The organism is Chryseobacterium takakiae (assembly GCF_900129385.1).
GTDB lineage: Bacteria > Bacteroidota > Bacteroidia > Flavobacteriales > Weeksellaceae > Chryseobacterium > Chryseobacterium takakiae.
This window is the reverse complement of sequence record NZ_FQVO01000008.1, coordinates 103,688-117,593: the sequence shown is the minus strand read 5'-3', so window position 1 is coordinate 117,593 and position 13,906 is coordinate 103,688. Positions and strand designations below refer to the sequence as shown.

General features: G+C 37.1%; 15 protein-coding genes. 10 read left to right on the top strand and 5 right to left on the bottom strand.

Annotated elements, in window-relative coordinates:
* Positions 1-48 precede the first annotated feature (48 nt).
* The 7 genes from rnr to tsaB all read left to right on the top strand — a co-directional run bounded on the left by rnr (position 49) and on the right by tsaB (position 6,447).
* Positions 49-2,202, top strand: a complete 2,154-nt coding sequence (gene rnr / locus BUA76_RS11610; RefSeq protein WP_072884971.1) for a ribonuclease R — start codon at positions 49-51, stop codon at positions 2,200-2,202.
* A 203-nt stretch (positions 2,203-2,405) separates the two neighbouring features.
* Positions 2,406-3,092 (top strand): LysE family translocator, encoded by a 687-nt coding sequence (locus BUA76_RS11605; RefSeq protein ID WP_072884970.1) that lies wholly within the window; start codon positions 2,406-2,408, stop codon positions 3,090-3,092.
* On the top strand, positions 3,089-4,024 hold the full coding sequence (locus tag BUA76_RS11600; RefSeq protein WP_072884969.1) for a S66 peptidase family protein: 936 nt from the start codon (positions 3,089-3,091) through the stop codon (positions 4,022-4,024). The genes BUA76_RS11605 and BUA76_RS11600 overlap by 4 nt, the downstream gene beginning before the upstream one ends.
* A gap of 76 nt (positions 4,025-4,100) precedes the next feature.
* Entirely contained in the window at positions 4,101-4,472 is a 372-nt protein-coding gene (locus BUA76_RS11595) for a YraN family protein (protein WP_072884968.1), read from the top strand.
* Positions 4,473-4,545: 73 nt separating this feature from the next.
* Positions 4,546-5,295 carry an SDR family NAD(P)-dependent oxidoreductase gene (locus BUA76_RS11590; RefSeq protein WP_072884967.1) on the top strand — a complete coding sequence of 250 codons (750 nt, stop codon included), beginning with the start codon at positions 4,546-4,548 and terminating at the stop codon, positions 5,293-5,295.
* Positions 5,295-5,735, top strand: a complete 441-nt coding sequence (locus tag BUA76_RS11585) for a nuclear transport factor 2 family protein (RefSeq protein WP_072884966.1) — start codon at positions 5,295-5,297, stop codon at positions 5,733-5,735. Before BUA76_RS11590 ends, BUA76_RS11585 begins: the two co-directional genes overlap by 1 nt.
* A 28-nt stretch (positions 5,736-5,763) precedes the next feature.
* The gene (gene tsaB / locus BUA76_RS11580) at positions 5,764-6,447 is read left to right on the top strand and encodes a tRNA (adenosine(37)-N6)-threonylcarbamoyltransferase complex dimerization subunit type 1 TsaB (RefSeq protein ID WP_072884965.1); all 684 of its coding nucleotides are present in this window, start codon (positions 5,764-5,766) and stop codon (positions 6,445-6,447) included.
* A 14-nt stretch (positions 6,448-6,461) separates the two neighbouring features.
* Here tsaB and porW read toward each other — a convergent pair whose 3' ends face one another.
* From porW to BUA76_RS11555, 5 genes are all read right to left on the bottom strand, one after another.
* Positions 6,462-9,068 carry a type IX secretion system periplasmic lipoprotein PorW/SprE gene (gene porW, locus BUA76_RS11575; protein ID WP_072884964.1) on the bottom strand — a complete coding sequence of 869 codons (2,607 nt, stop codon included), beginning with the start codon at positions 9,066-9,068 and terminating at the stop codon, positions 6,462-6,464.
* A gap of 87 nt (positions 9,069-9,155) precedes the next feature.
* Positions 9,156-9,710 carry a Maf family nucleotide pyrophosphatase gene (locus tag BUA76_RS11570; RefSeq protein WP_072884963.1) on the bottom strand — a complete coding sequence of 185 codons (555 nt, stop codon included), beginning with the start codon at positions 9,708-9,710 and terminating at the stop codon, positions 9,156-9,158.
* 10 nt (positions 9,711-9,720) lie between these two features.
* A complete protein-coding gene (locus tag BUA76_RS11565; RefSeq protein ID WP_072884962.1) occupies positions 9,721-10,239 on the bottom strand; it encodes a KdsC family phosphatase in 519 nt (172 codons plus the stop codon).
* A gap of 18 nt (positions 10,240-10,257) precedes the next feature.
* Positions 10,258-11,013 carry an SIMPL domain-containing protein gene (locus BUA76_RS11560; protein WP_072884961.1) on the bottom strand — a complete coding sequence of 252 codons (756 nt, stop codon included), beginning with the start codon at positions 11,011-11,013 and terminating at the stop codon, positions 10,258-10,260.
* Between the two features lie 26 nt (positions 11,014-11,039).
* Complete coding sequence (locus tag BUA76_RS11555) at positions 11,040-11,792, bottom strand: Rossmann-like and DUF2520 domain-containing protein (protein ID WP_072884960.1); 753 nt, start codon at positions 11,790-11,792, stop codon at positions 11,040-11,042.
* 314 nt (positions 11,793-12,106) lie between these two features.
* Between BUA76_RS11555 and BUA76_RS11550 the strand changes: the two genes are divergently transcribed.
* The 3 genes from BUA76_RS11550 to BUA76_RS11540 are packed head-to-tail and all read left to right on the top strand — an operon-like array spanning position 12,107 to position 13,815.
* Entirely contained in the window at positions 12,107-12,658 is a 552-nt protein-coding gene (locus BUA76_RS11550) for an RNA polymerase sigma factor (RefSeq protein WP_072884959.1), read from the top strand.
* An 18-nt stretch (positions 12,659-12,676) separates the two neighbouring features.
* A complete protein-coding gene (locus BUA76_RS11545) occupies positions 12,677-13,309 on the top strand; it encodes a hypothetical protein (RefSeq protein WP_083573219.1) in 633 nt (210 codons plus the stop codon).
* 8 nt (positions 13,310-13,317) lie between these two features.
* The gene (locus BUA76_RS11540) at positions 13,318-13,815 is read left to right on the top strand and encodes a hypothetical protein (protein WP_072884958.1); all 498 of its coding nucleotides are present in this window, start codon (positions 13,318-13,320) and stop codon (positions 13,813-13,815) included.
* Positions 13,816-13,906: the final 91 nt, after the last annotated feature.

Below are 13,906 nucleotides of genomic sequence, written 5' to 3'. Positions count from 1 at the left end.
GAATGAATAATGATATTCATTAAACCTGTTAAAATAAAATTATAAAAAATGCCAAAAAAAAGAAAATATATAAGTCAGAAAAATGATCATAAACTGCAGGAAATCGGAAGACTGATTCTGCGTTTTATGAATGAAAATTCAACAAAAGTCTATAATTATAAGCAGATTGCTGAAGGAATAGACTATAAAAATCCAAGACAACGCGAGCTTGTTATCCAGGCGCTGCATAAGCTGCAGGCTGCCGAACGAATTAAAGAAGCCGAAAAAGGAAAATATATCGTCAACCTTAATATCAAAGGAACATTGACGGGAATTATCGATTTCAACCAGTCAGGAAATGCCTATGTTAATGTTGAAGGTTTGGAAGATGATATCTTCATCCACTCCAAAAACGTAAAGGATGCTTTACAGGGTGACAAAGTTTTAATTGTAACCTACACTTATAAAGGAAAAAAACTGGAAGGTTCCGTTCTGGAAGTGCTAGAAAGAGGAAGAACAGAATTTGTGGGAACGCTGCAGGTGGTTGCTCATAAAGATTTCGGATTTGTGGTTTGCGATAAAAAGACCATCAATACTGATATTTTTATCCCGAAAGGAAACTTTGGCGGTGCTAATGACGGTGATAAAGTGGTTGTAAAAATGACCGAATGGAAACCAGGCGATAAAAATCCGGAAGGAGAAATTATCCAGGTATTGGGAGCTCCGGGAGAACACGAGACAGAGATCCACTCTATTCTTGCCGAATACGGGCTGCCGTACCAATTCCCGGAAGAAGTAGAACGCGATGCCGATAAGATAGACAGAAGCATTAACGAAGAAGAAGTGGCAAAACGCTGGGATATGAGAGGGATCACCACTTTTACCATCGACCCTAAAGATGCTAAAGATTTTGATGATGCTTTATCCATCAGAAAGCTGGAAAACGGAAACTGGGAAATCGGGGTTCATATTGCCGATGTATCGCATTACGTAGTTCCCGGAACTATTCTTGATGATGAAGCGTATCAGAGAGCAACCTCCGTTTATCTGGTAGATCGTGTTGTACCGATGCTTCCCGAAGTGTTGAGTAATGATGTGTGTTCACTTCGTCCGAATGAAGATAAATTCACATTTTCAGCGGTTTTTGAATTGGATGATGATGCCAAAATTAAAAAACAATGGTTTGGCAGAACGGTGATTCATTCAGACAGAAGATTCACCTATGAGGAAGCTCAGGAGAGAATTGAAACAAAAGAAGGTGATCTTCAGGAAGAAATCAATGTGCTGGACAGGTTGGCAAAAATCATGCGTGCAGAAAGAATAAGTAAAGGTGCGATTACCTTTGACAGAAGTGAAGTACGGTTCAATCTTGATGAAAACAACGAACCGGTTGGCGTGTATTTTAAAATCAGTAAAGACTCCAACCACCTGATTGAGGAATTCATGCTGCTTGCCAATAAAAAAGTTTCGGAATTTATTTCCCTGAACAAAAAAGGAGATATTACCCAAAATACCTTTATTTACAGGGTTCACGATGATCCGGATCCTGCAAAACTGGAATCGTTGAGAGATTTTGTTTCAACGTTCGGATATAAAATGGATCTGGCCAACAGTAAAAAAGTTGCCGAATCGTTGAATAGATTATTGCATGATGTAAAAGGCAAAGGCGAAGAAAATATGATTGAAACGCTTGCCATGAGAAGCATGAGCAAAGCGGTGTATTCTACAGAACCAATCGGACACTACGGACTTGGTTTCGATTTTTATACGCACTTCACCTCGCCTATCCGTCGTTATCCGGATCTTATTGCACACCGTTTGCTGCAGCATTATCTGGACGGAGGAAAATCCCCGAATAAAGCCGAGCTCGAAGAGAAAGCGAAACACTGCAGTTCGATGGAGCGTCTGGCTGCTGATGCGGAAAGGGATTCCATCAAATTCATGCAGGTGAAATTTATGGAAAAACATCTGGGAGAGACTTTTACAGGCGTTATTTCCGGCGTTGCGGAATTTGGTTTCTGGGTGGAAATTCCTGAAAATGGTGCAGAAGGTCTGATTAAATTAAGAGATCTTGTGGACGATTCGTATTCATATGATGCCAAAACCCACGCCGTATACGGAATGAGACACGGGAAACGCTATCAGCTGGGGGATCAGGTGCAGATTAAAGTCGTAAAAGCAAATCTCATTCAGAAGCAGCTTGATTTTAAAATTGTTGAGTAATGATTAAAAATTTTAATAATAAGTTCCGTTTTGCTTTATAGTGAAACGGATTTTATTTTTATAGTTAAAAACAATAATTATTTAAATGAAATTATTTTAAATATTACCTTTCTTAAATCCATAGTTATTGAATAATTAAATCATAAAGTTTACATTTGTACAAATGGAATGAAAATTCAGGTTTTCATTTAAAATATTACTTGATGTTTGAACTTATATTATCTGCCATCGTATTAGGATTCATGCTGAGTCTGGTTTTCATAGGACCTATTTTTTTCCTTTTAATAGAAACCAGCTTTTCCAGAGGACCAAAACACGCATTAGCTTTGGATATCGGGGTAATATCTGCAGATCTGCTCTGTATTCTCGCAGCCTACTATGCAAGTGCCGATATTGTAACTTTAATTGACAAACATCCGGGTTTTTACAGAATAACAGCCATTCTCATCTTTGTCTATGGAGTCGTAATGATGGTGACGAGGACGAAAATGCATATTCCGGGAGAAGAGAAATTTATCAGTCAGAATTATTTTAAAACATTCATGAATGGCTTTTTCTTTAATCTTCTGAATGTGGGAGTCATCCTCTTTTGGCTGGTAACGGTAATCTCAGTAAGAAATCAGTATCCGGATACCGGCAATTTTGTTTTATACATTGGTATTGTTATTGCCACTTACCTCTGCATCGACCTGGCAAAAATATTTCTTGCCAAGCAGTTTCACGATAAATTGACACAGAAATTAGCCAACAGAATCAGAAGAATTGTAGGCGGAATACTCATTATCTTCAGTTTCTTTATTTTTCTGCAAAGCTTTAAAAAATTCAATCAGTTTGACAAAAGACTGGAAGAAGCCGAAAAAACCGAAGTAAAATACCACAGAGAACGATGAAAAAAATAATTTACCCTAAATCCTTAAAAAAAGGTGACAAAATAGCGATCATATCTCCAGCAGGCGCGGTAGAAGCTTTACAGCTGGAAAAAGGAATTGAAATGATCCGGAACAAGGGGTATGAACCTGTTTTAGGAGAACATCTTTACAGCAGCTTTTCAAAAGGCTATAATTACGCAGGAACCGAAGAACAAAGAATTCAGGATATCAACTGGGCATTAAATGACAATGAGATTGCTGCTGTTTGGGCGTCCAGAGGCGGTTACGGCTGTCAGCACCTGTTGGAAAGTATTGATCTTAAAAATTTTTCCGAAAACCCGAAATGGTATATCGGATATTCCGATAATACTGTTATTCAAAGTTATTTATTGAAAAAAAGATATTCATCTATTCATGGACAAACGGTAAAAACATCAGGTTTCGGGGTTACGGAAGAAAGCTACGAATTGATTTTTGATATTTTGGAAGGAAAAATACCGGATTATAGCTTAGAATCGCATCGTTTTAATAAAACAGGCTCATGTCAAGGTCAATTGGTCGGAGGAAATTTAGCACTGATTTATGCGCTTCTGGGGACTGATTATTCATTTAAATTTAAAGACAGAATCCTTTTTATTGAGGATATTGGTGAAAACTTTTATGGGTTAGACCGAATGATGATGAGTCTGGAACTCGCTGGTATATTCAAAAAAATTAAAGGATTAATCATTGGCGGGATGACCAATATGGGAAATGAGAAAGAAAATACAGCGTACAATGAAAGTTTTGATGACTTTGCCTATCAGCTTATTTCAGATAGAATTTCAAAGTACGATTTCCCGACAGTTTTCGGATTTCCAAACGGTCATATTAAAGATAACAGACCTTTGATTATTGGGGGAAATATAATAATGGAGGTTAAGGATAAGATTAAGATTAAATTTGAAAATTAAGATTTAATGTTTTTAATATAGCCCTAAAACTCTCACACTCTCATACTCTCAAACCCTCATACTCTCCTACCCAACAATGGCACAACACAATGATTTTGGAAAAAAAGCAGAAGACCTCGCTGCTGACTTTTTATTAAAAAACGGCTATAAAATCCTTGCGAGAAACTTTCGGTATCAGAAAGCAGAAATCGATATTATTGCAGCAAAAGATAACCTGATTATTATTTGCGAAGTCAAAGCACGGTCTACCGATGTTTTTAATCTCCCTCAGGAATCGGTGAATAAGAAAAAAATTAAGCTGCTGGTTTCTGCTGCGGATTATTATTTACAGGAATTTAATGTGTTGAATGAAGTACGGTTTGACATCATCTCTGTTCTTCCTGATGAAAAACAAAACCTGACCATTGAACATATTCAGGATGCATTTGAAGCATTTGATTCCAACTAAATTAATGTAAGAATGAAATAATGTACCCATGTATCAATGATTATATATTGGTATATTTAAAATTTAAATTTTTATGAAAACAATATTAGTCACCGGAGCAACTTCCGGAATAGGAAAATCTACAGCTGAACTTCTCGCAAAACAAGGTAATAGAATCATCATCTGTGGCAGAAGATCTGAAGTTCTTGAATCATTGAAAACGGAACTTTCTCAATTTACCGAAATTTTTAGTTTAAAGTTTGATGTGCGCAATTTAGAAGAATTAGAAAAAGCGATTAATTCCCTTCCTGCCAAATGGAAAGATATTGATGTCCTGATCAACAATGCCGGAAATGCACATGGTCTCGATCCTCTTTCTGCCGGAAAAACCGATGATTGGGATTCTATGATTGACGGAAATGTAAAAGGACTTTTATATGTTTCAAAAATGATTATTCCGGGAATGAAGGAAAGGAATTCAGGGCATATTGTCAATATCAGCTCAGTTGCGGCGAGACAGACTTATGCCAATGGCGTTGTCTATTGTGCCACCAAAAAAGCGGTGGATGTTATTTCGGAAGGAATGAGAATTGAGCTTACCGAATTCGGAATTAAAGTTACAAACATCCAGCCGGGAGCTGTGGAGACAGACTTTTCAGTAGTACGATTCAAAGGAGACCAGGAAAGAGCAGCAACCGTTTATGCAGGTTATGAGCCTTTAAAAGCGGAAGATATTGCAGATTCTATTGCCTATTGCATCAATGCTCCGAAACATGTCTGTATTTCGGATATGACCATCTACCCTACTGCTCAGGCAGAGCCGAGAACGATTTACCGAAAATAATGAAAATAGCTTTCTCCTTTTTTCTGATTGTTTTTAGCTGTTTGTGGAATGCCCAGACCATAAATATTTCTTCTTCCGAACCAAAACTGGCGGAAAGCATTCATCAGTTGGATCAACTAATGGAAAATAATGACGAAAAAATTTTGAATATTCTCTGTCCGGATGTTTCTTTTGGTCATTCAAATGGCTGGATACAGAATTTTGAGGATTTTAAAAAGGATTTTAATTCAAAGAAAGTAATCTATACAAACATTATTGAGATCGAAATTTCTGAAGTTAAAAAAGACAGGAAGATTTATTCTGTAAGAAGAAAAATAAAAGTTTCCGGTATTTATAAAAATCAAAATTTTGAAATGATCCTAGGTTTACTGGAGATTTGGAAAAAAGAGAAATCCGTGTGGAAGCTTTGGAGCAGACAAAGTGTGGAAATAAAGCCATAAATTTGCACCAGTGTATATAAATAAAAAAATGAAAATCCTATATCTCGAAACTTCCTCAAGAAACTGTTCAGTAGCCATTTCAGATAATGAAAAACTACTTTGCCTTACCGAAGAAGTTTCTGAAAACTATAAACAGTCTGAAAGTCTGCATACCTTCGTAGAATGGGCTCTGGAAGGCGCAGAAATTTCGTTGAAAGATATTGAAGCGGTTTCCCTGGGAAGAGGTCCGGGTTCTTACACAGGATTGAGAATTGGGGCGTCCTCGGCAAAGGGATTCTGTTATGGACTCAAAATTCCTTTAATCGCCGTTAATTCAATGGAGAGTATGATAGAGCCCTTTTTAGACAAAAACTATGACCTTATTATTCCATTAGTCGATGCAAGAAGAATGGAGGTTTATACGGCCGTTTATGACGGTAAAACCGGAAAGGAACTTTCTGAGACCGAAGCTAAAATTCTAGATGAAAACTCTTTTATTGAATTTAAAGATAAAAAAATATTGTTCGCGGGAGACGGAGCAAGAAAAGCAAAAGAAATTTTACAGCTTCCGAATGCTGATTTTAATGAAGACGTCTACCCTTCTGCACAATATCTTATCAGGAAAACCATGGAAAAGCTGGAAAAGAAAGAATTTGAAGATGTAGCCTATTTTGAACCTTTTTATCTGAAAGACTTTCATGGCGTCAAGAAAAAAAATAAAAGCGAAGAATAATCTTCGCTTTATTTTTATTGAGGTCTCGCAGGAACAGTATTGGTAGGCTGCAGCTGCTGATTGTTGTTCTGTCTTTTAGATGATTTATTACTGTTATTATTCATCGGCTGGCTTTGTTGGGGATTGTTCATGAAGTTATTTCCCGGCTGCTGAGGAACCGCTGTTGCATTATTCTGCTGATTGGGTTGCTGCGGAACACCATTTGCCATATTTCCGGAATTCTGAGGGATCATATTTCCCTTGTTATCCGTTGCCTGAAAGCTCAGGTCACTTTTAAGATATGTAAGCATTTCTTTAGCTTTTTCGCCTTCAGGAGTTTTACCATAATTTAAAGCAATCTGCTCCAGTTGAAGAATCATAACTTCTTTCCCACTCGATTTACCGGAATTAAAGGCATTCAGAAGATAAAGTTTCGGGATCAGGGCGTCTTTTGGATATTCCTGGATGGTCTTGTCAATAAGATCTTTACTTTCCGCAAACTTTTCAGATTCATATAATGCGTAAGCCTGTTTGTATTGTCCCTCAACATCTGCTGAAGACTTTACAAAAGTACTGTTCTTCGGATTTCTGGCAAATTCAGCGTATGAAGTATAAGGATAATCTCTTAATAATATTTGTCTTGCTCTTTCGGCAGCCTGCGGATTTTTCTCATAATTCATTGCGAAAATCTCATACAAAGCCTGCAACATGACTTTTTCTTCAGGTTTTACATCAACAAGATCGTAAAGGGTTTTTGTTGCTAAAGGAGTATTGGTGAAGTAATTCTGATACATGACACCCAAACCTAACGAAGCCGTATCCCTGTCCTTCTTCAGCTGGTCCAGCTTGGCCATATCGGTAGGAATCTGCTCGATGTAAAAGGCAGGTTCAAAACGTCTCGGGTTGGGCGCAGCAGTTGTTCCCAATGCATCGTTTTTCATATCCTCAATGGTTGCCATTTTCTTTGAAAAACGCCAGTTGTCTATCAGTGCACGCTCTCCCCATGTTTGTTTAAAGGTCTGCGTTCCCTTGGAAACCGTTCCTGTATTGCCGAAATAAAAGCCTTTTGAAGCGACCCCGAAATCCTCAAAAGTGTTTGAACTATTAGCAAAAATCGACGTTGAATTATAATCTCCCGTATCAAAGCCTTTGCTTCTTTCCGCCCGTCTTTTTTCCAGTTCCTCTTTTTCTTCCTTTGCCTTTATTTTGGCGATGTATTTGGTGAAAAAGTCTGTTTTCTGTTCCGGCGACATTTTAGCAAGATTCAGAATACTGTCGTTTTTCTTGATTAGGTAATAGTTTTTGGAGATCTTTTTAATGTACACCGACTGGTCTGCAAGAAGAATTTTAGAAGGCTCATACGTCATTACCGCTAAAGCTGAATCATAATAGGCTCCTGCACCGATATAATCATTTTTATCGAGGTACCCCTTCCCTATTTCATAGTATGCAAGACCTCGGACCTGTCCGTCGGAAACCTTTTCTCTCAATGATTTTCTGAAATACTCCTGAGCTTCTTCTTTTTTCCCGGCTTTGTTAGCCATCAATCCCAGTGCGTAATAAAATTCATTTTTTCTTGATCCGTAGGTTCCTTTTTTACTGATGTCTTCCAGGTATTTTCTTGCTCCGCTGTAATCTCCGTTTCCATTAAAGGTTTTAGCAATCTCGATCTGTGATTTTACTTCAAATTCAAAATCATTGGCATATTTGTAGGCTGCCATAAAGCTTTCTCTGGCTTTTTCGTTCTGGTTAAGGCTTTCCAACACCTGCCCTCTCAGGTAAGCGATCCTGCTCTTAAGCTTGCGGTTGCTGTTCAGTTCGAAGGCATCATCAAGTTCTTTTACTGCTTCCTGTTTTTTTCCGGCGTCCAATAGTGATTCAGAATAATAGATGCTTAGTAGTTTTTCGTATTCCTTACTGATTTTTTCACTTTTCAGCTTGGCAAAAGTTTCATGGGCCTTATGGTAATTTTTAATCTGGTCGTAAGCGAGACCCTGGTAAATTCTCGCCAGAGGAATTCTCTTATCATCCTTCATATGGGTGAAAACATAATTTAAGGCGTCAAGAGCATCCAGCGATTTTCCCCTGTAAATTCTTGCCTGTGCCAGAATCATGTACGCATCAAAAATCTGTTTATTCTGTTCTTCACCATGTTTGATAACAGAATATTTGTTGATTGCCTTTAAGGCTTTGGCTTCTGCAATTTCGAGTGTGGAGGCACCTTTTTGTTCCGGTTGGTTCATATCTCCGGAAGCTGTTCCCGTTCCGCCGGACATCGAATTTCCCGGCATTCCGGGTGGCATTCCCGGAGGTCCTCCTCTTTTATTAGAGTTATCAGAAGGACGGTTTACTTCAGCCATTTTCATGGAGTTTTCTGCAAATGCAGCAGACTGTCCAAGGTCGCTTCCCAGAGGCTGATCTTCATAGGTGAGAATAGGAATATAAGGCGCATAGAAATTGTCTTTATGGGCTTTATCTCTGGTTTCAAACTCATTATTTAAAGCATCTTTGGCGTTAAATAATGTATTATAGTATGTTGAAAATCCTTTCATAAACTTTGAACGCTGCTCCGGCTTCTTGGTTTTCGTAGCGCAGGAAGCAACAATACAAAGTGTTAAAAGGAATAAAATATTTTTTTTCATTATTTCAATATAACTCACTATTCCGCTTTTTATTATAAAGCGGTTTAATAATTTTGTAAAAATAATAAAATTTTATGTGGGAACTTGCTATATTTCTTTTAAAATTTTGTAAACCAAATGGGTAGGAAGTCCCATAATGGTATAAAAACTACCGTTTAACCTTTTTATTTTTGCCATCCCGAGCCATTCCTGGATTCCATAGCTTCCTGCTTTGTCAAAAGGCTGATACTGGCGGATATAATATTCTATTTCATTGTCCGTAAGATCATCAAACTCTACTTCCGCAACATCAGTTTTTGTAATGGTTTTTTCAGTGGTTTTAATGGTAATTCCGGTATAAACCTGATGGATCTTTCCGGAAAGCAGTCTTAGCATTTTCTTGGCATCTTCCTCATCTTGCGGCTTACCCAGAAACTGATTGTCAATGGCAACTACAGTATCGGCTGTAAGCAATACTTCCCCATCTTCAAGAGAACGGAATGCATTGGCTTTAAGTTCAGAAAGATAAGCTGCGGACTCTCCTACTTGTATATGTTCAGGAACAATTTCTTCACAGTCGATTTTTACCACCTCAAAAGTAAAGCCGAGACTCGACAATAATTCTTTTCTTCTGGGAGATTGTGACGCCAGTAATAGTTTCATTCAAAGTATGTTAGATAGATTGTGTATTATCATCATGCCATTTTCCCTGTACCTTCATTACCTGTTCGATAACGTCGCGTACAGCGCCACTGCCCCCTTTTACCGGTGAAATATAAGCTGCAATTTCTTTAATCTCAGGAACGGCATTTTCCGGGCAGGCTGCAATGGCAGAATTTTTCATGATATGAAGATCAGGAATATCATCTCCCATCGTCAGAATATCTTCATTTTTAAGCCGATGTTTCTTTTTGAAATCTTCAAAATCAGCCATTTTATCATGGGATTTCGCATAATAATCTTCAATGCCAAGATAGTTGATTCTGTGTTTCACCATTTCGTCATTTCCTCCCGTAATAACGCCGATTATGTAATTATTTTTCAGCGCTTTAACAACAGCGTAACCGTCCAGAACATTCATCACCCGGGACATATTCCCTCCGGGCAGCAGATATACGCTTCCGTCTGTAAAGACACCATCTACATCAAACACAAATGCTTTAATATTTTTAAGCTTTTCTTTATAACTCATTTTAATTAAAAGTTTAATCTAATCAAGATTATAGGTAAGTCTTACCGTAATCCTTGCCGACTTTTCTTTACTGGACGTATCAAAATTTCCTCCATAGCTGTCTTCATCAGTAGATCCTTTTGCCGTAATCTGAAACACACCCATTGATGCATCTTTCAGTTTACCTAAATCTCCGTCTGCGCTTTTTACAATTTTTTCAGCCCTTTGTCTGGCATCTTTCGCACCTGCTTCAATTAAATTATGTTTCAATGAAGCAAGGTCGGAATAAGTATATTGTGGAGAAGATGGCGCAAATTGTACTCCATTGTTGATGAGTTCCGCCGTTTTATCAATCACACTTTCAATCTTTTTCATTAACGCAGGATTTTTTTTAGCCCTGAAAAAAACACTTTGGGTAGCTTTATAACCGTCGAAAATATCCTCGGATTTTTCTGTTCCGTCAGACTCTTTGGTTATTACCGTACGGTAAGATCTTGAGAAGTTAACACCACCAAAAGTAAATTCTCCTGCTTTGAAACCTTTGCTGTAGAAAAAAGCTTTTACTTTTTCTTTATCCTGTGAGATGATATTATACGCTTCTTTCGCATCAAAAGCACTGGCATCAAAACTCCCGCTCCAGCTGATCTCATCTGAAATAAAATCTTTGGAGCCAAGGCCGGTGACGGATATCGTATCTTGCTTTAAATTCCTGTTTTTAAAACTCGAGCCTAAAATAAGTGCTGTGGTGACGATTGCAGCTCCGGTAATGAGAGAGCGGATAATGTTGGTATTCATGTTTCGTTTTTCTCAAAGTTAAAACATTATGGCAATTGATACATCTTTTTGATAGAAAGATTCATTGTTTTATAGATCTCAAGACTTTCACCCTGTAAAAGTTGTTCATGCAATTGCAGCACTCTTGTATCGTTTCTTACAGCAGGCCCGGTTTGTGCAGATTTCGGATCTATTTCATGGATTTTCTGAACGGTTTCATCAATTAACGGTAAAAAATAATCGAACGGAATGACCTGCAAATCTGAAATTTCTTTGGCTCTTGCAAAGAGATGATTCACAAAATTACAGGCAAAAACAGCAGTGAGATGAATATATTTCCTTTTTTCATGGGTGCTTTCCATCACATTATCCGAAATTTTTGAGGCGATTTCAAAGAGGATTTTACGGTCTTCTTCATTTTCAGCTTCAATGAAAAAAGGAATTTTGGAATAATCCAAAGCTTTGGATTTTGAAAAAGTCTGCAAAGGGTAAAAGCTGGCTTTTCGGTAGTCTCCTTTCAGAATTTCTTTAGGCAGAGACCCGGAAGTATGGGCGACAAGACAGTCTTTTGTGGTAATCGTGCCGGAAACATCTTCCACCGAATGATCACTTACACAGATTATATATAGATCTGCCTTCTGCAGCGTTTCCGTAGAATACGGAATATTTAATTCACCAGAGATTTTGCTCAGTTCATTTTCATTTCTGCCAAAAATCTGTGCCAGAGGAATTCTATTCAGAACAAAAGCTTTTGCCAGATGATAGGCAACATTTCCGGAACCGATAATTACTGTTTGCATGAAACAAAGATAATATTTTATGGAGGAAGATAGGAGAGGAGAGAGCATTTATAAAGTTGTTTTTTATACTTAATTTTTAACAATCGGTATTATTTTTAGTTTCATTAACATTAATTTATCGCTGAAACTGAACAGGGCTAAATTAAAACGGCCATGATATCGCCGATTACAAGATGAGTAATTGAAAAAAAATTTACATCCTGAGTGTTTCTTGCAGCGGAAAATATTATAAATAATTGTTATATTGGACTAAAAATTGAATATTTAATTTAACTTTCAATTATTTTTGTAATCCAAAACAATGAAAGCATCTTATGAAGATTAAGGACGCGGAAATTATTTCGTTGATGCAACATCCACGAACTCAGGAAAAAGGAGTTCGCGCTTTGATGGATGCTTATCAAAGCAGATTGTATTGGCACATAAGAAGAATTATTGTGGACGGAGATCTTGCTCAGGACACTTTGCAGGAGACTTTTATTAAAGCTTATCAGAATTTTCATCAGTTTAAGAATGACAGCCAATTGTACACATGGCTGTACAGGATTGCAACCAATGAAGCGTTGCAACAGGTAAATAAAATGAAAAAAATGCAGAAAACTGATGAGGATCCGGAATATCACATGCAGAATCTTGTTGCAGATAACACAGGAGAAGATGCCGAAGAAATACAGATTTTGTTACAGAAAGCCATACAAAGCCTGCCTGAAAAGCAGAAACTGGTATTTATGATGCGGTATTATGATGATTTACCTTACGAAGAAATATCTAAAATTGTAGATATGTCGGTGGGAACACTAAAGACCAATTATCATTATGCCAAACAAAAAATTGAAGAATATATTAAAGAAAATTACGAGAGATAATTTTTGAGACAACTGACAATGAAAGAGTTCGACATAGAAAAATTAGAACGTAAAAATATTTACACGGTACCTGAAAATGTATTTGAAAATATTCAGGGGAAAGTATTGAGCGGGCTGAATGAGTTTGATCTGGAAGACCTGGAACGTAAAAATATTTATACAGTTTCTGAAGGTATGTATGATGAGGTTCAGAATCATGTAATAAATAAAGTAATCTCACGTAAACAAGCGCCGGTTTTCAAACTCAACTGGGCATATGCTGTTGCAGCATCTTTAGCATTGATTTTTGGAGCGACTTTTGTTTTCAATTCAGATAATGAATCAATAAAGGAAAACAGAAATGAAAATGCTGCTTATGCTGTAAATAATAGTGAGCTAAAGACGGAAAGCGAAATTGCTTATGAGACCTTACAGTCAGATTTAACTTCTGTGGAAAATAATAATCAGACAGTTGTAACACAGGTTGATAATAAGTTTATTGCACAGAAAGAAACGGTGAAACAACAAAAGACTGCGACACAGCCTGTAAAATCAGCTTCCAAGAAGCAGGAAACTCAGATGAACGAATATCTGGATTCATTCACAAGTTCTGAAATTTCGGAACTGGCAAGCAATTCAACTCAGGACGTTTATTTGGATTTGTATAATTAAAAAGAAAGATGAAAAAGATATTATTTACGCTTTTAATAATCTACGGGTTTGGTCTTAATGCCCAAAGAACAGATTATGACTGGAAGAAAATGGACCCCAAACAAAGAAAAGAGGTCATCAACAGTCTTTCCCCGGAAGAAAGAAAAGCACTTCTGACTAAATTCAGAAATAATATGGTAATGGATAATCTGGATATAGATCCTGGTGATAAAGAAGAATTTACAGATATTTACAACGAATATCTCGAAAGCCAGAAACAGATCAAAAACCAGTTTAATTCTAATTTTAATCCTGATAATTTATCTGATGAAGAAGCAAAAGCTAAGCTTCAGCAAAGCTTTGAAGTTGGCCAGAAGCTATTGGATAACAGAAAAAAATATGCAGATAAAATGCAGCAGGTGATTCCTTGCCAAAAAGTCTTGAAGCTATTCCAAACAGAGGGTATGATGAGGGAAAAGGTAAATGAAAGAAAACCTCGCGGAAATAACGCTACAAGACAAAGATAAAACCATAATAGTTTATTTTTTTAATGTTGGACGACTCTTGCAATTTATTGTGGGAGTCGTTTAATTTAAAGTTATTCGTAGTTTTGTTTGA